The organism is Escherichia sp. E13S3, from assembly GCF_004212325.1.
Classification (GTDB): Bacteria; Pseudomonadota; Gammaproteobacteria; order Enterobacterales; family Enterobacteriaceae; genus Escherichia.
Genome location: NZ_RHJR01000023.1, coordinates 37049 through 56610, shown reverse-complemented (window position 1 = coordinate 56610; position 19562 = coordinate 37049). Strand labels below are relative to the sequence as shown.

16 protein-coding genes are annotated in these 19562 nt (G+C 46.3%); all 16 read left to right on the top strand.

Translation table 11 applies throughout. The annotated features are described in order from the left end of the window. Position 1 precedes the first annotated feature (1 nt). The 16 genes from D9597_RS21015 (at position 2) to cadB (ending at position 19542) form a co-directional block, all read left to right on the top strand. Positions 2 to 739, top strand: coding sequence for a flagellar basal body rod protein FlgF (locus D9597_RS21015; RefSeq protein WP_130224452.1), 738 nt, complete (start codon positions 2 to 4; stop codon positions 737 to 739). Positions 740 to 762: 23 nt separating this feature from the next. Continuing rightward, the gene (gene flgG, locus D9597_RS21010; RefSeq protein WP_130209537.1) at positions 763 to 1545 is read left to right on the top strand and encodes a flagellar basal-body rod protein FlgG; all 783 of its coding nucleotides are present in this window, start codon (positions 763 to 765) and stop codon (positions 1543 to 1545) included. Between the two features lie 55 nt (positions 1546 to 1600). Further along, positions 1601 to 2314 carry a flagellar basal body L-ring protein FlgH gene (locus tag D9597_RS21005; RefSeq protein ID WP_130224450.1) on the top strand — a complete coding sequence of 238 codons (714 nt, stop codon included), beginning with the start codon at positions 1601 to 1603 and terminating at the stop codon, positions 2312 to 2314. 68 nt (positions 2315 to 2382) lie between these two features. Beyond that, entirely contained in the window at positions 2383 to 3444 is a 1062-nt protein-coding gene (locus tag D9597_RS21000) for a flagellar basal body P-ring protein FlgI (RefSeq protein WP_276320030.1), read from the top strand. After that, positions 3444 to 4394: a flagellar assembly peptidoglycan hydrolase FlgJ gene (gene flgJ / locus D9597_RS20995; protein ID WP_240726356.1), complete on the top strand. Its 951-nt coding sequence runs from the start codon at positions 3444 to 3446 to the stop codon at positions 4392 to 4394. Before D9597_RS21000 ends, flgJ begins: the two co-directional genes overlap by 1 nt. A 98-nt stretch (positions 4395 to 4492) precedes the next feature. Then, entirely contained in the window at positions 4493 to 6130 is a 1638-nt protein-coding gene (gene flgK, locus D9597_RS20990; protein WP_130224446.1) for a flagellar hook-associated protein FlgK, read from the top strand. Between the two features lie 37 nt (positions 6131 to 6167). After that, positions 6168 to 7103, top strand: coding sequence for a flagellar hook-associated protein FlgL (gene flgL, locus D9597_RS20985; protein ID WP_130224444.1), 936 nt, complete (start codon positions 6168 to 6170; stop codon positions 7101 to 7103). A gap of 97 nt (positions 7104 to 7200) precedes the next feature. Then, positions 7201 to 8853, top strand: coding sequence for a methyl-accepting chemotaxis protein (locus tag D9597_RS20980; RefSeq protein WP_130224442.1), 1653 nt, complete (start codon positions 7201 to 7203; stop codon positions 8851 to 8853). A gap of 175 nt (positions 8854 to 9028) precedes the next feature. Continuing rightward, complete coding sequence (locus tag D9597_RS20975; protein WP_130224613.1) at positions 9029 to 9766, top strand: RNA polymerase sigma factor FliA; 738 nt, start codon at positions 9029 to 9031, stop codon at positions 9764 to 9766. A gap of 237 nt (positions 9767 to 10003) precedes the next feature. Then, complete coding sequence (motA, locus tag D9597_RS20970) at positions 10004 to 10897, top strand: flagellar motor stator protein MotA (RefSeq protein ID WP_130224440.1); 894 nt, start codon at positions 10004 to 10006, stop codon at positions 10895 to 10897. Next, a complete protein-coding gene (gene motB / locus D9597_RS20965) occupies positions 10894 to 11877 on the top strand; it encodes a flagellar motor protein MotB (RefSeq protein ID WP_130224438.1) in 984 nt (327 codons plus the stop codon). The genes motA and motB overlap by 4 nt, the downstream gene beginning before the upstream one ends. Before the next feature lies 1 nt (position 11878). Next, positions 11879 to 13897: a chemotaxis protein CheA gene (gene cheA, locus D9597_RS20960; protein ID WP_130224436.1), complete on the top strand. Its 2019-nt coding sequence runs from the start codon at positions 11879 to 11881 to the stop codon at positions 13895 to 13897. 10 nt (positions 13898 to 13907) lie between these two features. Beyond that, positions 13908 to 14417, top strand: a complete 510-nt coding sequence (locus D9597_RS20955; protein WP_130224434.1) for a chemotaxis protein CheW — start codon at positions 13908 to 13910, stop codon at positions 14415 to 14417. A gap of 43 nt (positions 14418 to 14460) precedes the next feature. Further along, positions 14461 to 15981 carry a methyl-accepting chemotaxis protein gene (locus D9597_RS20950; RefSeq protein WP_130224432.1) on the top strand — a complete coding sequence of 507 codons (1521 nt, stop codon included), beginning with the start codon at positions 14461 to 14463 and terminating at the stop codon, positions 15979 to 15981. A 337-nt stretch (positions 15982 to 16318) separates the two neighbouring features. Beyond that, on the top strand, positions 16319 to 17848 hold the full coding sequence (gene cadC / locus D9597_RS20945) for a lysine decarboxylation/transport transcriptional activator CadC (protein WP_130224611.1): 1530 nt from the start codon (positions 16319 to 16321) through the stop codon (positions 17846 to 17848). Positions 17849 to 18210: 362 nt separating this feature from the next. Next, on the top strand, positions 18211 to 19542 hold the full coding sequence (gene cadB, locus D9597_RS20940) for a cadaverine/lysine antiporter (protein WP_130224430.1): 1332 nt from the start codon (positions 18211 to 18213) through the stop codon (positions 19540 to 19542). Positions 19543 to 19562 lie beyond the last annotated feature (20 nt).

The following is a 19562-nucleotide window of genomic DNA, read 5'->3' as shown; positions in this document are numbered from 1 at the left end:
CATGGATCACGCGATATATACCGCTATGGGGGCCGCAACGGCGGCTCTCGATCGCCAGGCCGTGGTGTCTGATAACCTGGCTAATGCCTCGACGCCGGGGTTTCGCGCACAGATTGCCGCTTATCGTGCCGTTCCGGTAGACGGCCCGTCAATGGCGACCCGCACGCTGGTGACCGAATCGACTCCTGGTAGTGACTACTCCTCGGGAACAGTCGAAAAAACCGACCGACCGCTGGATGTTGCGCTGCCGAAAGAAGGATGGCTGGCAGTACAACTGCCCGATGGCACCGAAGGTTACACCAAAAACGGCAATATTCAGATGACGGCGGACGGGCAACTGCAAGTCCGTGGTCTGCCACTGATGGGCGATGGCGGTCCGCTGACCGTACCTACTCAGGCAAAGTTAACTATCGCGCCAGACGGCACCATTTCTGCGTTGGGTGCCGGTGAAGAACCGTCAGCCGTAGCGCAAACCGGGCGCATCAAGATTGTCAATGCGCTACCAGGCGAACTACAGCATGGCGATGACGGTGTATTCCATACCCGTGATGCCAGTTCGCTGGCGGCGGATACGAGTCTGCAGCTTATGCCGGGGATGCTGGAAGGCAGCAATGTCAGCCCCGTCAATTCAATGGTGAACATGATCACCACCGCGCGCAGCTTTGAAATGAACATGAAGGTCATCACAACCGTTGATGACAATGAACGTAACGCTAATCAGTTATTGAGCGCCAGCTAATCACTGGTAAGGAGAAATAACGCATGATCCGTTCCCTGTGGATTGCAAAAACGGGCCTGGAAGCACAACAGACCAATATGGATGTTATATCCAACAACCTGGCTAACGTAAGTACCAATGGTTTTAAACGTCAGCGAGCTGTATTTGAAGATCTGTTGTACCAGACGCTACGCCAGCCGGGCGCTCAGTCATCTGAACAAACCACTATTCCTTCCGGTTTACAGTTAGGAACAGGGGTAAGACCGGTGGCCACTGAGCGAATTCATAGCCAGGGCAGCCTGGCCCAGACCAACAACTCGAAAGATGTGGCTATTGAAGGGGATGGATTCCTGCAAGTGATGATGCCGGATGGCACCACAGCGTATACCCGTGATGGTTCGTTCCAGCTTGACCAGAACGGTCAACTGGTGACTTCCAGCGGTTATCCGGTTCAGCCGGCGATAAACGTACCGCAGGATGCGAAATCTATCACCATCGGCAACGACGGTATCGTCAGCGTCACCATTGCCGGGCAAGCGCAGCCACAACAGGTTGGGCAGCTTACCCTGAGTACTTTTATCAATGATACCGGTCTGGAAAGCATTGGTGAAAACCTGTACCGGGAGACGCAATCTTCCGGTGCACCGAATGAAACAACGCCTGGTCAGAATGGCGCAGGTACGCTGCGACAGGGCTACGTGGAAACGTCTAACGTCAACGTGGCCGAGGAACTGGTCAACATGATTCAGACTCAGCGTGCCTATGAGATTAACAGCAAAGCTGTCTCTACTTCGGACCAGATGCTGCAGCGTTTAACGCAGCTTTGATTTGTGCCTTTGAGCCGCAGGTGGTTTCGCGGCTTTTTTTTATTATGTGATCGTTATGACCTATCCGATAGATTCTGGCCGCTTACTGCGGCGTCTGTTAACGCATGTTGCCCTGATGGCGCTTCTTTCAGGATGCGCGTATATCCCTCATAAACCGTTGGTCGAAGGTGCAACATCTGTGACGCCGCAGATCCCGTATCAGCCTGCTAATAATGGCGCGATTTTTCAGCCTGGCGGCACGATGAACTATGGCTTTCAGCCGATGTTTGAAGATCGTCGCCCAAGAAATGTGGGTGATACATTGACCATCGTGTTGCAGGAAAATGTCAGCGCCAGCAAAAGTTCGTCTGCCAATGCCTCTCACGGCGGTTCGACGGGACTTTCATTCAAGACAATCCCGCACTTTATCGAAGGATTGTTTGGTGGCGATCGGGCTAATACGGAGATCAGCGGCAAAAATGAATTCTCGGGTAAAGGCGGTGCGGCTGCTCGAAATACTTTCAGCGGTACGCTCACCGTCACGGTCAGCGATGTCCTCGCTAACGGCAACCTGCGCGTGGTCGGGGAAAAGCAAATAGCGATAAACCAGGGGACTGAGTTTATCCGTTTCACCGGTGTGGTTAACCCACGGACAATCAGTGGTAGCAATACAGTGGTTTCCACGCAGGTTGCCGATGCGCGTATCGAATATGTTGGTAACGGTTATATCAACGAAGCCGAACAAATGGGCTGGTTACAGCGTCTGTTCCTGAATCTTTCTCCGTTCTAAAGGTGTCGGTGATGAATCGTTATTTTTGGCATAAATTTACCCGTCTGACCGGCCTGTTATTGTTAATCATGCTCTCCCTGTCGGTCAGGGCAGAGCGTATCCGCGATTTGGCTTCGTTGTCAGGTGTGCGTGGTAACTCTTTGATGGGGTACGGTCTGGTCGTCGGTCTGGATGGTACAGGCGACCAGACCATGCAAACACCGTTTACGACGCAGACGCTGAACAACATGCTTTCGCAGCTGGGGATCACCGTCCCGCCTGGGTCGAGTATGCAGTTGAAAAACGTTGCTGCAGTAATGGTAACGGCAGAACTGCCGCCTTTTGCCCGTGCGGGTGAAAAATTTGATGTGGTCGTCTCATCGATGGGTAACGCCAAAAGTTTGCGTGGTGGCACACTGCTTATGACGCCGCTGAAAGGCGCGGATAATCAGATCTATGCGCTGGCGCAGGGCAATTTGCTGGTTTCCGGCGCCGGAGCTCAGAGCCGCGGAAGCAGCGTACAGGTGAATCAGCTCAACGGCGCACGTATTACCGACGGCGCAACCGTTGAACGTGAAGTGCCGATGGATTACGCCAGCCAGCGCCCGTTAAAACTGCTGCTTAACGCGAGTGATTTCTCTGTTGCCCAGAAGATTAGCGACACCATTAATCGCCGTTTCTATTCCGCAGCTGTGGCTGAAGATGCGCGGACAGTAAAACTGTATGCGCCAAATGGCGAGGCTGCCAGAGTCCGTTTTCTGGCTGCGGTGATGGATTTGTCACTGAATGCTGGTTCCGGAGATGCTCGCGTCATTATTAACTCGCGTACCGGGTCGGTGGTCATAAACCGCCATGTCACGCTTGATACCTGTGCTGTTGCCCAGGGTGATCTGAGCGTGGATATCGCCCATTCCAGTCAGGTGAGCCAACCGGATACTCCATTGGCTGGCGGACAGACGGTGGTTGTGCCGCAAACTCAAGTCTCTGTTCGTGAACAGGGCGGTTCTTTGCAACGCGTCAGCACCAGTGCCGATTTAAGTCATGTAGTACGGGCGCTGAACAGTCTCGGTGCGACGCCGAATGATTTGATGGCGATCCTGCAAGCGATGAATGACGCGGGTTGCCTGCACGCACGCCTGGAGATCAATTAATGAACAGCCTGTCAATGATATCTAATGGTGCCGCATTTGATGAACACAGCCTTGACGGGCTTAAGCGGGACGTAAAAAGTAATTCGGCAAATGGTCTGAGAGTCGCGGCACAACAACTCGAAGGGTTGTTTGTACAGATGATGCTGAAAAGTATGCGCGATGCCTCGTTGGGAAGCGGGGCGATGGATTCACAACAGTCCTCGATGTTTACTTCGATGTTCGATCAGCAAATTTCGCAGAACATCGCGCAAACGGGGAAACTTGGCTTTGCGGATCAGATGGTCGCCCAGATGGGCGGTGGTGTTCATCCGCATACCGCCACTTCTCAGCCGTATGTCCCGTCCACGTCGCATTTTAATGCGGCGCTGCCTCATTCACCGGCGCATCCTTTCTCGCTATCGCAATTAGTGCCTCGTTCTGTTCGGGAGCTACCCGAAACGGCACTACGGGAAGGGGGCGGTTTTATTTCACGCCTGCTGCAACCTGCTCTGGCTGTTGCCCGCAAAAGTGGGATCCCGCATCAACTTATTATTGCACAGGCCGCGCTTGAATCAGGCTGGGGAAATCGTGAAATCCCAACACAAAGCGGCAAACCCAGCCATAACCTGTTTGGCATAAAAGCTGCATCTGACTGGCACGGTGAAACGACGGAAATAACTACCACCGAATATAAACATGGGGTGGCGAATAAGACCAAAGCGCGATTTAAGGTTTATCCGTCCTATACAGCGGCGCTGGAGGATTACGCGTCATTACTGGTTAATAACCCGCGTTACCGACATGTCTGCAATGCCGTAAAACCAGAGGCGGCGGCAAAAGCGCTTCAGTCAGCCGGTTATGCTACCGATCCTGCATACGCACATAAATTAATTAGCATTATTCAACAAGTTAAAGGTCGGGCTGAGCATGCTGTGAATGCCTATAACACGGACCTTTCATCAATATTTTAAATACAGGCTTTAGGGAATTTCACTCAGGCCGATTTATTAGTAAAGCAGAGTTTTTATAACCTAAAGATTTCAATCAGCGTCGACATGGCGGGTACTTTATGAATTTATTATATCTGGCTCAGAATGGATTAAGCGCGGCGCAGTGTGCCCTTAACGTCGTCGGAAACAACCTGACGAATGCCGTAACGGCAGGGTATAGCCGTCAAAACATTATGCTTGGAGAAGCGGGCGGCCAGTCTACTAATTATGGTTTTTTTGGTTATGGTGTCGCCGTGGATGACGTTCAGCGCATGTATGACGGATTCCTGAATAATCAGGTACGTGGTGCAACAACAGAATTTACCACCATGCAGGGCCGCTATCAGCAGGTCAGCCAGATTGATGACATGTTAGGGGATGATACCAATAACATCTCCACGACACTTGGCAATATGTTTACGGCAATGGAAGCGGTCAGTGATAACCCGCTCGATCCTGCTGCGCGTCAGGGTGTGTTGTCGCAATTTGAAGCGCTGGCGAATCAGTATCGTTCTAACAGCAAGACCCTGAACGGCCTTGATAAAAATACCAACACGCAAATCAGTCAAAGTGTTGAAGATATCAACTCCTGTACCACTCAGTTAGCAAAACTGAATGCGGAGATCGAAAAGATTCATGGTCAAACGGGCGGAATGCCTTCCGATCTGCTCGATAAACGCGATCAACTGTTAAATAAACTGAGTACGCAGATAGGCATTAAGGTCACGGAAAATAAAGAAACGGGCAGTGTGAATGTCTCAATGCAAAACGGCATGTCACTGGTCAATGGCAGTAAGTCTTACAATTTAAAAGCCACTCCGTCAGATAAAAATCCGTCTCAGATGCAGGTTGCTTACATTGATGCCACCGGTAATCCCCAGTTGCTGGATGAAGATGCCACAACAGGTAATCTCGGCGGTTTGTTTAAATTCCGTAATACCGATCTGGTCGATGCCCGTAATCAGCTTAATCAGTTAGCGCTGAAAATGGCGTCGAGATTTAATGAGGTCAATAAAGGTGGCTATGATCATAACGGTAATCACGGTGGCGATATTTTCAGTCTCGATGCTCCGCAGGCAACAGGCTATAACTCCAATAGCGGCAGTGCTTCCCTGGGAGTGACCATAGATAACGCCTCAGCGGTTAATGCCGAAGATTATACCATCACCTGGAATGGCACATCTAATGCCTGGGAAGTGAAAAACAGCGAGGGTAAAGCCGTTACGCCAACCGTTAATCCTGGTGGTTCACTCTCATTTGACGGTATCACCGTGACGCCGACAGGAACACCTAATGATGGTGACAGTTTTACGCTGAATCCTGCTTCCGGCGCGGCAGATAGTATTAAGGTAGCGATTACCGATGGTGATGGGATTGCCGCTTCCGACTCGCAAGATGTGTCAGAAGAAATCAACAAAGGAAATATTAAGAAGTTTCTCGATATTAAGGATGAAAAGATTGTCGGAGATATGACCCTGACAGGCGCTTATGCCAACCTGGTAAGTTCTGTGGGATCGACGGTCAGCACCCTTCAGGCAGAACAGGATACCGCCGGAAAAGCCTGTGACCAGTGGGCAATGCAACAGCAGGCGGTTTCAGGGGTGGATATGAATGAGGAATACGTCAATTTACAGATGTTTTCTCAATATTATCAGGCCAATGCCGAAGTGCTTAAAACAGCTAACAGTCTTTTTGACACGTTGTTAAGCCTTAAATAATACGTCACTGACAATATTCTATTTTGAGATAATCGCTATGCGCCTTAGCACCAGTTTTATGTATCAGCGTCAGTTAGACAGTATGTCTAAAGCCATGACCAATTATAACGATCTCTCCGTGCGCCTTTCTGCCGGTAAGACACTGTTGAAACCTTCTGACGATCCAGGTCAGGCATCACAGGCGGTGATGTATCAAAATGCGCTTGCACGTCTGGGCGAGTTTGATACCGCGAGAAAATATGCCCAGGATGCCCTCGGACAGGAAGATAACAATCTGACGTCTATATCCGGCTTACTGACCGAAGACCTCTCCGGCAAAATTGTTCAGGCGGGATCTGAAACGTACAGCAAAGCGGACCGCGAAGCGCTGGCAACAGAATTATCCGGGATCCGCAGCCGTTTGCTCGACCTGGCGAACAGCAAAAACAGCGATGGGCAGTACATTTTTGCGGGCTATAAAACAGGTGCTGCACCGTTTCAGGCCGATGGCACCTACGTTGGCGGTACGACGCCAATGACACAGAATGTGTCAGACAGTACGGAAATGCAGACCAGTACGACAGGAGATGCGCTTTTCCCGACTGATGCGGGAACGGGGGATAATATCCTGCAATCCTTACAGAAGACCATTGATGCGTTAAATAATCTGCCGGAAAACCCGACCGACGCTGAACGAAAAGCGTTTGAAGCGACCATTGGGCAAACCAATACTGATGTACATAAAGCGATTGATAACCTGGGAAAAGTTCAGGCGCGTGTAGGTTCAAACCTGCAACAACTGGAGACGCTGGGAAGCAGTGCTGATACGCAGGCGATTACCGTACAGAGCCGACTGCAGGAATCAACGGGTTCTGACTGGGACACCATGATCAGCGTATTATCTGAATCAAAAATGTCTGAGTTTGCTTTAAATTCATCTATGAGCGTTTTTCAGGCAATGCAGCAGCTTTCTATATTCAAAACGCTTGGGTAAATATTTAACCCTGACCTGACTCAGGGAAGGGTAAATATAGCTATTATTACGGGTAATTGTTTACCAGTAGGGTATTTTTTACTTTGGTTAAGAAATCATGTTAAAACACTTTAATATTTCGACCTGGATGAATATCCTGCTGGGTATATTCATCTTATTTCTCGTGTTGGTATCCGGTTTGAGTTATGTGAACTCAAATAACGCATCAAGGAACTTTGACAGGGCTATCTTATCTCTGGATAAAAATGAATCCCTGATGATGGCGGCTATCTATACTCTTGACAGTTTCAGCGGAATTAATTCGCTGATGATGCACAATATTACCAAACAAGAAATTACTCAGGATGAAATAGATACTTATCGTGATGTGTTAAGTAAGTCACGTAAGTTAATCAGCCAGTTTATGGATAAGCCGTTCACCACCGAGGAAGAACATAACCGTGCGCTGGCGGTCAAGAAAAGCTTTGATGATGCTCTGGACAGAGAAACCAATAAAATGGGGTTCATCACTCATCCGGAAGATTATCCAGGTAATATCGTTGCTGACGATATGGATGTGCAACATGCGCTACGTACCAGCATTGACGCTTATCTGGATGAAGCCGCTCGTGTTACCAACAAATTTAATGTCGAGTCAGACAGAGAAACGCAAAGAATAACCACCATCTCAGTGATTACACTGTTGCTGGGTCTTATTATCTTTTTTGTGTCACGTATCTGGTTGAAACGTAACCTTTTCCAGCGCCTAGATATGGCAAAAGAAGCATTCAGAAAAATCGCCAGCGGCGACCTGAGTCATGAAACAAAAATTGGCAATCTGAATGAAATCGGTTTTATGCTGGCTGAAGTGGAAAAAATGCGATTATCGTTGACGGAAACCGTTAATGGCATCCGTGCCGGCGTGAAGCAGATTTACCACAATGCCCATGAAATTGCTAATAGCAACAATGACTTGTCATCACGTACAGAAGAGCAGGCTTCTGCACTCCAGCAAACTGCTGCCAGTATGGAAGAGCTAAAAATCACCGTTCGTCAGAACGCCGATAACGCGCATAGCGCCAGACAACTCGCGGAAAGCGCCAGCATTAGTGCACGTAATGGCGGTGATGTGATGAGCAATCTTGACGGTATTATGCGTGAAATATCAGACAGTTCCCGTCAAATTGCGGACATCAACGGCGTTATCGACAGCATTGCGAATCAAACCAATATTCTGGCGTTGAACGCGGCAGTAGAAGCGGCGCGTGCAGGTGAACAGGGGCGCGGATTTGCCGTTGTTGCCGGTGAAGTTCGCAACCTGGCTAAACGTAGCGCAGATGCAGCAAAAGAGATTCGTTTGCTGATCAATACTTGTGTCGCCAACATGAATACCGGTTCTCAGGAAATGGTTGTCGCCGGGGAATCGATGAAAGAGATCGTCAAATCTGTCATTCAGGTTACCGATATCATGGCAGAAATTACCTCAGCCTCTGATGAGCAAAGTATTGGCATAAGCCAGATTGCGCAGGCAATCAATGAAATGGATCTGGTTACGCAACAAAATGCGGCTATGGTGGAGCAGGCAGCTAAAACTACCAGTGATGTCGAAACCAATGCCGGTGAACTGGATAATATGGTTTCTTCTTTCGTTGTCGAAGAAGAAAAAGATAAACGTTCTTGGAATGTTAAAAAACAAACCAGAAAGCATTTATTACCCGATGTAACGAAAAAAATACCAGTCCAGTCGGATGATGAGTGGGAATCGTTCTAAATTAAAATAATAGTAAAATACATATCAGGATAATTATTAGGTATATAAAAGATGAATTTACCTTTGATTATTGAACTCCTGATATGTTTCACTTTAATCGCTTTTATCAGGCTATGTGATTGCCCGGGAATGTCGAATAATAAGCCTTCATTGCAATAATACGGAATATGGTAAAGTGAAGGGGTTATATAATCTGGCTGTAACATATAATAAGAGTGATTTATGGGCGCAATTTGGCGGATTGGTTCGCCACGAAGCCCTTAAATTGCAAGCTCGACTCCCTGCCGGTGTTGAACTGGATGACCTGATGCAGGCAGGTGCAATAGCAGTGATGAACGCAGTCGATCAGTTTGATCCCAGTATGGGGGTGAAACTGAAAGTTTTTCTGGCGCAGCGTGTTCGCTGGGCATTCATTGATGAACTGCGTGAAAATGACTGGGCGCCGCGCCGCATAAGACGAAAATCGCGTGAAGTTAGTGCCGCGATTGCCCGCGTGGAACAGCGAACCGGCAATGCAGCGACCGAACAGGAAGTCGCAGCGGAACTGGAAATGTCACTGCAGGATTACCAGACTGTTTTACAGGAAACAAACTCAAGCCTGATATGTTCGCTTGATGAGCTGATGGAAGATGGGGCTGAAGGGTTTGAACTTTCTGAATTTCAAACTGATGAGGAAAATCCTCTGAACGATATTCTGCGTAAGGATCTTATGCAGAAAATTAGCGAAGAAATTCAGTTGTTACCCGAGCGGGAGCAGTTTCTATTAAACCTGTATTATCAGCAGGATCTTAATATGAAAGAGATTGGCCTCTTGTTATCTGTGACAGAAACACGCATCAGCCAATTACACAGTCAGACAATCAAAAGATTAAGAGCACGGCTTGAAATGCATGCAGATATTAATCTGCAATAACTTGATGTCCTGAGGTTGGTCATTCAGTTACAGATATTATTATCTAATATGTGATTGTCGTACCTCCTGTACAGATATGCAACCATGAGCATTCGCCTTCGTGATTTTATTACCACGAGAGAAATTTCTCATTGTCGTTGTTTACGCTGCCGTCGGGATGTTCGGTAGTTTTTCATCGTAGTGAACATCTCTGTCAGCCTTTTTCATACCGGGCATGACCGATGGTAAGGAGCGAACATGCTTGTTTTATTAGGATATTTTGTAGTTTTTGTGACTGTGTTTGGTGGTTATGTCCTCGCCGGAGGATATCTGATGTCATTATATCAGCCTACCGAATTTTTGATTATCGCAGGTGCTGGTCTGGGTGCATTTATCGTTGGTAATAATGGCAAGGCTATTCGTTCAACTATAAAAACATTTCCTGTCTTATTCCGGGCTAAGGCACTTTATTCAAAAGAAATGTACATGGATTTACTGGCCATGATGTTTTTACTGCTAAGTAAAGGACGTCAAAAAGGGCTAATGTCACTGGAAAATGATATTGAAGATCCTGAAAGCAGTGATATTTTTTCCTCTTATCCCCGCTTATTGAAAGATAAAAGCGTGATGAATTTTATGGTTGATTACCTGCGGCTGATGATCAGTGGCAGTATGAACGCCTTTGAAATGGAATCTTTAATGGATGAGGAAATTGAAACCTGCGAAATGGAATATGAAACAACGGTTCACAGTTTGCAAACTGCAGGTGATGCTTTACCGGCATTCGGTATTGTGGCAGCCGTTATGGGGGTCGTAAACGCCCTGAGCGCAGTAGACAAACCCGCTGGTGAACTCGGCGCTTTGATAGCCCATGCGATGGTGGGAACCTTTTTAGGGATCCTGCTGGCTTATGGTTTGGTGCTTCCGCTGGCGTCTCTGTTACGACAGAAAAGTGCCGAGCAAATAAAAATGCTTCAGTGTATTAAAACCACGTTGCTGTCATGTATTCATGGTTCTGCGCCGCAAATTGCGGTTGAGTTCGGTCGAAAAACGCTCTTTACCAGCGAACGTCCGGGCTTTGCCGAGCTTGAGGAACATGTTCGCCAGGCGAAATATTCGGCCAATAATTCGTCCACAGGTGAGGCACCATGAAGAACAATGGGACCGGCAACATTGTTGTCGTAAGGCGCTCAGGGAATAAAAAAGAAGGTTTACATGGTGGCTCATGGAAAATCGCTTATGCCGATTTTATGACTGCCATGATGTCCTTTTTTCTGGTTATGTGGCTGGTTTCTTCCTCCACGCCAGAGCAGCGTCATCAGCTTGCAGAGTATTTCAAAATACCTATCGGCGTCCCTATGGCCGAACATGGCGACAAAGATACTCAGAGCCAAAGTATTATTCCTGGCGGTGGCGAGGATGTTGTTCATCAGAATGGGGAAGTTCAGAAAGCTGTTTTGCAAAAGCAAGAAGATCATTTCTATTCGGGAAATAAAACGCTGAAGCATGCTGAGTCAAAGCTGCACGACATCATGAAGACGGATGCCCGTCTGAACAAATTCCGTTCAAATTTACGCTTATCGTTGACCCCGAATGGACTGTTGATACAGATAACGGACAGCCAGGAACGCCCGATGTTTAAAGTCGGTAGCTGGACACCGGAAACCTATATGGTCGGAATTCTGGAGGCATTAGTGCCTGTTTTGAACCAATTACCGAATCACATAATGGTAACCGGACATACTGATTCGTTGCCTTATGCCGGCGGTGAAGCAGGCTATAGCAACTGGGAACTTTCCGTTGATCGTGCTAACGCGGCGAGAAGAATACTTATTAATCATGGACTGGAAGTTGGCAAATTCTTACAGGTTGTCGGTGATGCTGACAGTATGAATCAGACCGGTACAGCGAAAGACGATCCCGTCAACCGTCGCATCAGTATCCTCGTGCTGAGTGAAGAGAAAGAAAAAGAAATTATGAACGAGGATAAGTTGCTTGACAGTGATGTGACAGCACAAAAACTCTCTGTGCCATCCAGTAAACCTGGTATTGCTCCATCCAGCAAACCTGGTACAGCCAACTCGCAGTTACACTCAGCGTCCGAAATTCCTGTTCAGGAGAAGACGAAATAAGATGGATATCAGCGATTTTTATCAGACTTTCTTTGATGAAGCCGATGAACTATTGGCAGATATGGAAGGGCATTTGCTCGAGCTTAATCCGCGAGCGCCTGATAAGGAAAGCCTGAACGCCATCTTCCGGGCCGCCCATTCGATTAAAGGCGGCGCGGGTACATTTGGTTTTACCATATTACAGGAAACGACACATATTCTGGAAAATATTCTGGATGATGCCCGCAGCGGAAAACTCCAGCTCAATGAAGGCATCATTAATCTTTTTTTGGAAAGTAAGGATATTATGCAGGATCAACTTGATGCATATAAATCTTCCCGCACGCCGGATGAGGACAGCTACCGATATATTTGTGAGGCGCTGAGACAGTTAGCCCTGGAATCCAAAGAGGGCTCTGTAAACAATAGTCATCAGGCCGAGCCGATAAAAGAAAGTAAAAAAGATACGGGAACGGGAGAAGATGTTTTAAAGATTACCCTCAAGGATCTAGGCGAAAAGGATTTCGAACCTCTTGTTGAGGAGCTTAAGAATCTTGGCATGTTGCAGGATCTTAAAATTGAAAAAAGCAGCCTGCAGGCTCGTATGCTCACCACTACCGCTGCGGATGATATTCTGGCGGTATTATGTTTTATTCTGGAACCAGAACAAATCACGATTGATGTTTGTGATGAAGATTTTGTAGAAAATACCTGTCTGGATGCAGACGGTGTTGCGAAAGAAACAAACGATAATGGTTTTTCTGCGACAAACAGTTCCCCGATTGGCGCTGCGCCATCAAGAAAACTGCGTAGCGCCAGCGAATCCCGTAAACAAAGCACTGAATCCGGTAGTATTCGTGTCGCCGTAGAAAAAGTAGACCAGATAATTAACCAGGTCGGTGAACTCATTATTACCCAGACCATGTTGACACAGTTATCTGCGGGGCTGGATCCTGCTCAGTATGACTCGTTGATTAATAGTATTGCGCAACTCGAACGTAATGCCCGGGATTTACAGGCATCGGTGATGTCGATCCGTATGATGCCAATGGAATATGTCTTCAGCCGTTTTCCCCGTTTAGTTCATGACCTTGCTAATAAATTAAATAAACAGGTAGAGCTGACGCTGTGGGGCGGTTCTGCGGAACTGGATAAAAGTTTAATCGAGCGAATTATCGACCCGCTGACTCATCTGGTACGCAATAGTCTGGATCACGGTATTGAACCGATTGATGTCCGGCTAGCTAATGGTAAACCTGCTACCGGTAGCCTGACGCTATCGGCAGAGCACCACGGCGGTAATATTGTTATCGAAGTCGTGGATGATGGCGCCGGGCTCAACAGAGAAAAAATTCTAGCTCGCGCTCATGCGCAGGGCGTCGCTATTAGTGATAACCCCAGCGATGAAGAAGTCTGGATGCTCATTTTTGCAGCAGGTTTCTCCACCGCAGAGAAAGTTACCGATGTCTCCGGTCGTGGCGTTGGTATGGATGTCGTGAAACGAAACATTCAGGATATGGGCGGTCATGTGACAATCCATTCAGAACAGGGGCGCGGAACCACTATCCGAATAATATTACCTCTGACGCTGGCAATTCTGGACGGCATGTCTGTACGCGTTGGGGCTGAAATTTATGTTCTCCCTCTTGGCGCGGTGATGGAATCACTGATGTTACTGGAAATGCCGCTAAACAGAATGTCCGGCGGTGAGTTGGTATTGAAGGTCAGAGAGGAATATCTGGCCCTCATCGAACTGAATCGTCTTTTCGGTATCCAGAGTGATTTACAGAGTGTAAATGAAGGTATTGCGGTCGTCGTGCAAAGCGCAGGTATTCGCTATGCACTACTGGTGGATCAACTGATTGGCCAGCATCAGGTCGTCGTCAAAAATCTCGAACAAAACTATCGTAAGGTGCCGGGAATTGCTGCCGCCACTATTCTGGGGGACGGCAGCGTAGCTATGATCCTGGATGTTGCTGCGCTTTATTCCAGAACATCAATGACGCCTGCAATAGTGGATTCCGGCAAGGTTCTCAATTAAGGGAAACATTATGAAACTCACAGATAATGATAAACAATCGGCAAAAGAAAATGTCGGTAATGAATATTTGATTTTTACTCTTGGGCAAGAAGAGTATGGAATCGAAATATTAAAAGTACAGGAAATTCGCGGCTACGAACGCGTTACGCGCATTGCGAATACCCCTGATTTTATTGCCGGTGTGACAAACCTTCGCGGTGTTATTGTGCCTGTCGTTGACTTTCGCGTTAAATTTCATCTCGACACGGTCGCTTTTGATGAAAACACGGTCGTTATCGTGCTAAGTTTTTCTAACAAAATCGTTGGGATAGTCGTCGATGGTGTCTCTGATGTGCTCTCTTTGTCACCCGAACAAATTCGTCCGGCACCTGATTTTAGTGGCGCAAAATTAGCGACAGATTATTTGCTTGGCTTAGGTACGCTTGATTCCAGAATGCTTATTCTTGTCGATATTGAAAAATTGCTTAACAGCGAAGAAATGCAATTGGTTGAACGTACAGCAGAAGTATCAGTTGACTAAAATGTTGCTTTAGTAATTTTCATGCTTACAGGTCAGGTGCATAATGATTTTTTCATCAAAAATCAGCGAGAAGCTCAGGTTTTTACCTGACTCATTATCTCTAAAAACAACTTTTATTATTGCCGTTTCTTTTGTTGTTTTACTCTTCACTATGTCAAATATTATAACGTTATATCACTTTATTGAGATTAAGAATAACGTTTTCAGGTTAACGACAGGTTTAGATCAGATCAATAAATTATCAAAGACACGGCAAGCGCTTGAACTTGTCTTTGAAGAATGGGATTACCGTGATAATAGTAAATCCATGCATAACATGGAGTCTGCTAAAAATTATTTTCATGAGTATCTGAATATAATTTCTGATGATACTAAAGTTGGTTCGAAATCCACTCAGGCAATCAGTAATGCTTTTGCAAATGTTGAAAAGGCGTTTAGTTCTGGTCGACTGAGTGAAGTGCAAAAAGAGGTCGATAATTTTGTTATTCAGGAAAATGCTCTGGATGATTATGTCTATAAATATGATGAACCTGAAGCTAAGGACATTATTAATTGTCTGATAACTGACTCTTATTATGTTAGTATACTCTCTTTTGGTTTTTGGATAATATTATCGGTTGTTGGCTGGCTATGGTTAAAAAATAAAGTATTCTCACGCTTTGAATACATTAAAGAATGCTTTTCTTTAATTTCTAATGGCGAGCTTAATCATACCTTAGACATTGGTCAGAAAAACGAAATTGGCGAGGTTATTGAGCAACTGGACAGCATGCGGCTCAATTTAAGCAACATCATTACAACGTTTAAAAATTCAATTGCGCTAATTAGCGACAGTACTGATGAAATGGCGCATGGCAACAGCGACTTGTCGAGTCGTACCGAGGAGCAAGCGAGTGCATTACAGCTTACGGCTGCCAATATGGAAGAGATTAGTACAACGGTAGCGCATAATGCTGACAACGCCAAAAGAGCTAATGAATTCGCCAGTGCCGCCAATACGACGGCACAGGAAGGGGTAACGGCAGCGCAAGAGGTTACGGAAACCATTCATACCATCGAACAGAGCGTTAAAAAAATATCTGAAATTAACAAAGTCGTGGATGATATCGCTCGTCAGACATATATCCTGGCGCTTAACGCTGCTGTTGAAGCGGCAAGAGCCGGAGATCATGGGCGTGGATTTGCCGTCGTTGCCAGTGAAGTGCGGCATCTTGCTCAAAACAGTGCCAGTGCAGCAAAAGAAATCAATAAACTGATAACGACAGCCGTTGAGCATGTCACTATGGGCAATACGCTTGCCTCCAATGCGGGTAAGACGATTAATGAAATGGTGGTTGCCATTTATGATGTCAACAACATTATGAATGATATCTCACTGGCGTCAGAAGAGCAGAGTAAGGGAATTCAGCAGGTTGCGTATGCACTCACAGAAATGGACAACGTGACGCAGCGTAATAGCATATTGGTGGGAGAATCAGAAATCATTGCGCTGAGTCTGCATGATCAGGTCAGACAATTGCAGGAAATGATCTCTTTCTTTAAACTACCGACTAATCCTTTTTGATTACCTTCTATGAACTTCAGATATAGCATTCTGACAAGGTGCTATATCTGAATCGTCGTCGATAACTACGATTACTATTCCTGGTTCTCTCGCTACAACTCCTGGTCTGTACTGGTTGATTTTTAGCAGTGTTCTTAATCTATTTATATAGGATTAATATAAATGTTTTTATATTAGTCAGGGTAAACACTTGACTTAATCTTATTAAATTTCTTAAATTAGTTTCTTTTTGCTACAGATTTAACTTATTTTGAGGTTAATAATATGGAAACAGATGCAACAATTGAAGAGGGTGTTAATATCTGCATATAACATGCCGTTTTTGGAGCTAATTTTTATGCAGAAACCTGTCGTTCGAGTGGGCGAATGGTTAGTCAGCCCTGATGTTAATCAAATCAGCCGAAATAGACGGCGAATAACACTCGAACCGCGATTAATTGATCTTCTGGTTTTTTTGGCTCATCACCCCGGTGAAGTCCTTACACGCGATGAGTTGATTGACCATGTATGGAAGCGAAATATAGTCACCAGCCACGTTGTGACGCAAACTATTTCTGAGTTGCGTAAGTCATTAAAAAATGACGATGATGATGAGAATAATGAATATATCATTACTATCCCTAAACGTGGATATAAACTCACCGCGCCGGTAACATGGTGCGCTGAAGAAGGGGAGGTGACGGCATCCTTATCCCCTGAACAGCCCGACATTGTGTCAGATACGCCGCTACCGACCAATACTCCCATCATTACCGCGCCTCGATTATCTGACAATCAACTGCGTAAATATCATCATCTCCGTGTTTTTATCGTTTGGGCTATCTTTTTACTGGCTGTGCTTAGTTGTGTATTTATGGTTGCAAAAACAGCAATTAAATCTAATTTAACGACGACCAATACTCAGGTTCTTCTGAACCCACTTGATATAGACATCCACCTTGTTAACGGAAATGCATGTAATAACTGGAATTTGCAGCTTTTTTATGCTGTTGGCTTAGGAAGCCTGGTGACATCTACGCTTAACACATATTCTAATTATATGGTGCATGACAAAATAAACTACAGTGGCCATGTTTCGGGAAATTCAGGGAAAACGTTAACGCTGGAGTTTCTCAATCAACGTCACTATCGCGCACAGCAATGTTTTATGTCTGTCCGCCTGGTCGATCATGCGAACGGCGAGGTTATGCTGGATAAACGTTACTTCATTACGGGGTCTAATGAGGTTGCGATCCAGAATGATTTACTGAGCAATTTATCATCGGCGCTCTCGCTATCCTGGTCAGACAAAATGACGGAAATGATGAGCCATTATCAACCCATTAAAAGTCAGTCTCTGGCACATTTTTTTGAAGCACATCAGTTGTTAATGCAGGGGGATGCTGCATCGCTAAACAAAGCCAGTGAAATCCTCGAAGACGTGGCGAAACAGTCCCCGGAATTTACCTATGTTAATGCTGAAAAAGCATTGATCGATATTTTTCGCCATACGCAGCAGTTGCTTGATGACAAACAGCTTAAAACGTTATATGCCTCGATGGAGAAAATTCGTAACAGCCCAGGGATCAAGGATTCAGCGATTTACTATCAGATTAAAACTGTCGATTTGTTAGATCGTGGCAACGTGGAGGAGGCGTATCAGGCAATTAATCTTGGTATCAGAAATGAACTCTCCTGGCTAAACTATATCCTGCTGGGAAAAGTCTACGAAATGAAAGGCGAAAACCGTCTTGCTGCTGATGCCTATATTACCGCATTTAATTTGCGTCCTGGTGAAAACACGCTGTACTGGATTAAAAACGGAATATTCCAGACATCGCTAAACCGCATCGTACCCTACCTTGAAAATTATTCTTCAGTAGAATAAATGAAGCCTTATCATATTTTTTCTTAAATAATATGATAAGGCGTTTTTTCATGTCATCAGTCACCGTATTTATATTTTACGTAATCCATCATAAGTCAGAAAAACTACGGTTTTACCCTTAAGGAGATTGCTTTAACTGGTTGATAATCAATAAAATTTATCTTTTCATGATAACCGTAGATAATCCAGATAACCTTTATAGTTCTCTAAAAAACATCATTTATATATCGTTTATTGTTTATTCATTTTATCTTTAGGACTTCATTCTCCTGAATTAGTACCCTTTTCTGTAGTCGGCCAGTTTGCAGCGTTGTTTACATGTTGACTTGTGCCTTGAATATTAAATCCAGGAGAGTGAAAATATGAGTTCTGCCAAACAGATCGGGCTATTTGCCTGTACTGGCGTGGTAGCCGGTAATATGATGGGAAGCGGGATTGCATTATTACCCGCGAATCTTGCCAGCATTGGTGGTATTGCCATCTGGGGATGGGTTATCTCTATTATTGGCGCGATGTCGCTGGCTTATGTTTATGCCCGCCTGGCGACAAAAAACCCGCAACAAGGTGGCCCAATTGCTTATGCGGGGGAAATCTCTCCGGCATTCGGATTCCAGACGGGTGTTCTTTATTATCACGCTAACTGGATTGGTAACCTCGCAATTGGTATTACCGCGGTTTCTTATCTTTCTACCTTCTTCCCTGTATTAAATAGCCCAATTCCAGCCGGTATTGCCTGTATTGCTATTGTCTGGATCTTTACCTTCATCAACATGCTTGGTGGTGCCTGGGTTAGCCGTTTGACAACTATTGGCCTGATGCTGGTACTGATTCCTGTCGCGCTGACTGCTGTTATTGGCTGGCACTGGTTTGATCTGGCGACTTACCAGGCAAACTGGAACACCTCCGGTACGACCGATAGCCGCGCTGTGATTAACAGTATTCTGCTCTGCCTGTGGGCTTTCGTTGGTGTTGAATCTGCTGCGGTGAGCAGCGGCATGGTGAAAAATCCAAAACGCACCGTTCCACTGGCAACTATGCTCGGAACGGCAATGGCCGGTCTTGTTTATATTGCTGCGACTCAGGTTCTTTCCGGTATGTTCCCTGCAGACCGCATGGCAGCGTCTGGCGCTCCGTTCGCCGTTAGCGCCGCGACCATGTTTGGTGGCTGGGCCGCGCCAGTGGTTTCTGCCTTTACCGCGTTCGCCTGTCTGACTTCCCTCGGTTCCTGGATGATGCTGGTTGGCCAGGCGGGTGTCCGTGCGGCAAACGACGGCAACTTCCCGAAAGTTTATGGTGAAGTTGACAGTAACAACATCCCTAAAAAAGGCCTGTTGCTTGCAGCGGTGAAAATGACCGTCCTGATGGTGCTGATAACCGTGATGAACTCTACCGGTGGTAAAGCTTCTGACCTGTTTGGCGTGCTGACCGGGATCGCAGTGCTGTTGACCATGCTCCCTTACTTCTACTCCTGTGTTGATCTGATTCGTTTCGAAGGCGTCAACCTGCGCAACGGCGCCAGCCTGGTTTGTTCAGTGCTGGGTTGTGTCTTCTGCTTCATCGCTCTGTCAGGCGCCACGTCCTTCGAGCTGACCGGTACATTTATCGTCAGCCTGATAATCCTGATGTTTTACGGTCGTAAATTGCACCAGCGCGAACATGCCGCTGACGACGTTAACGGCATAGACACCCACTAATTCCCTTCCTTTATCTGTGC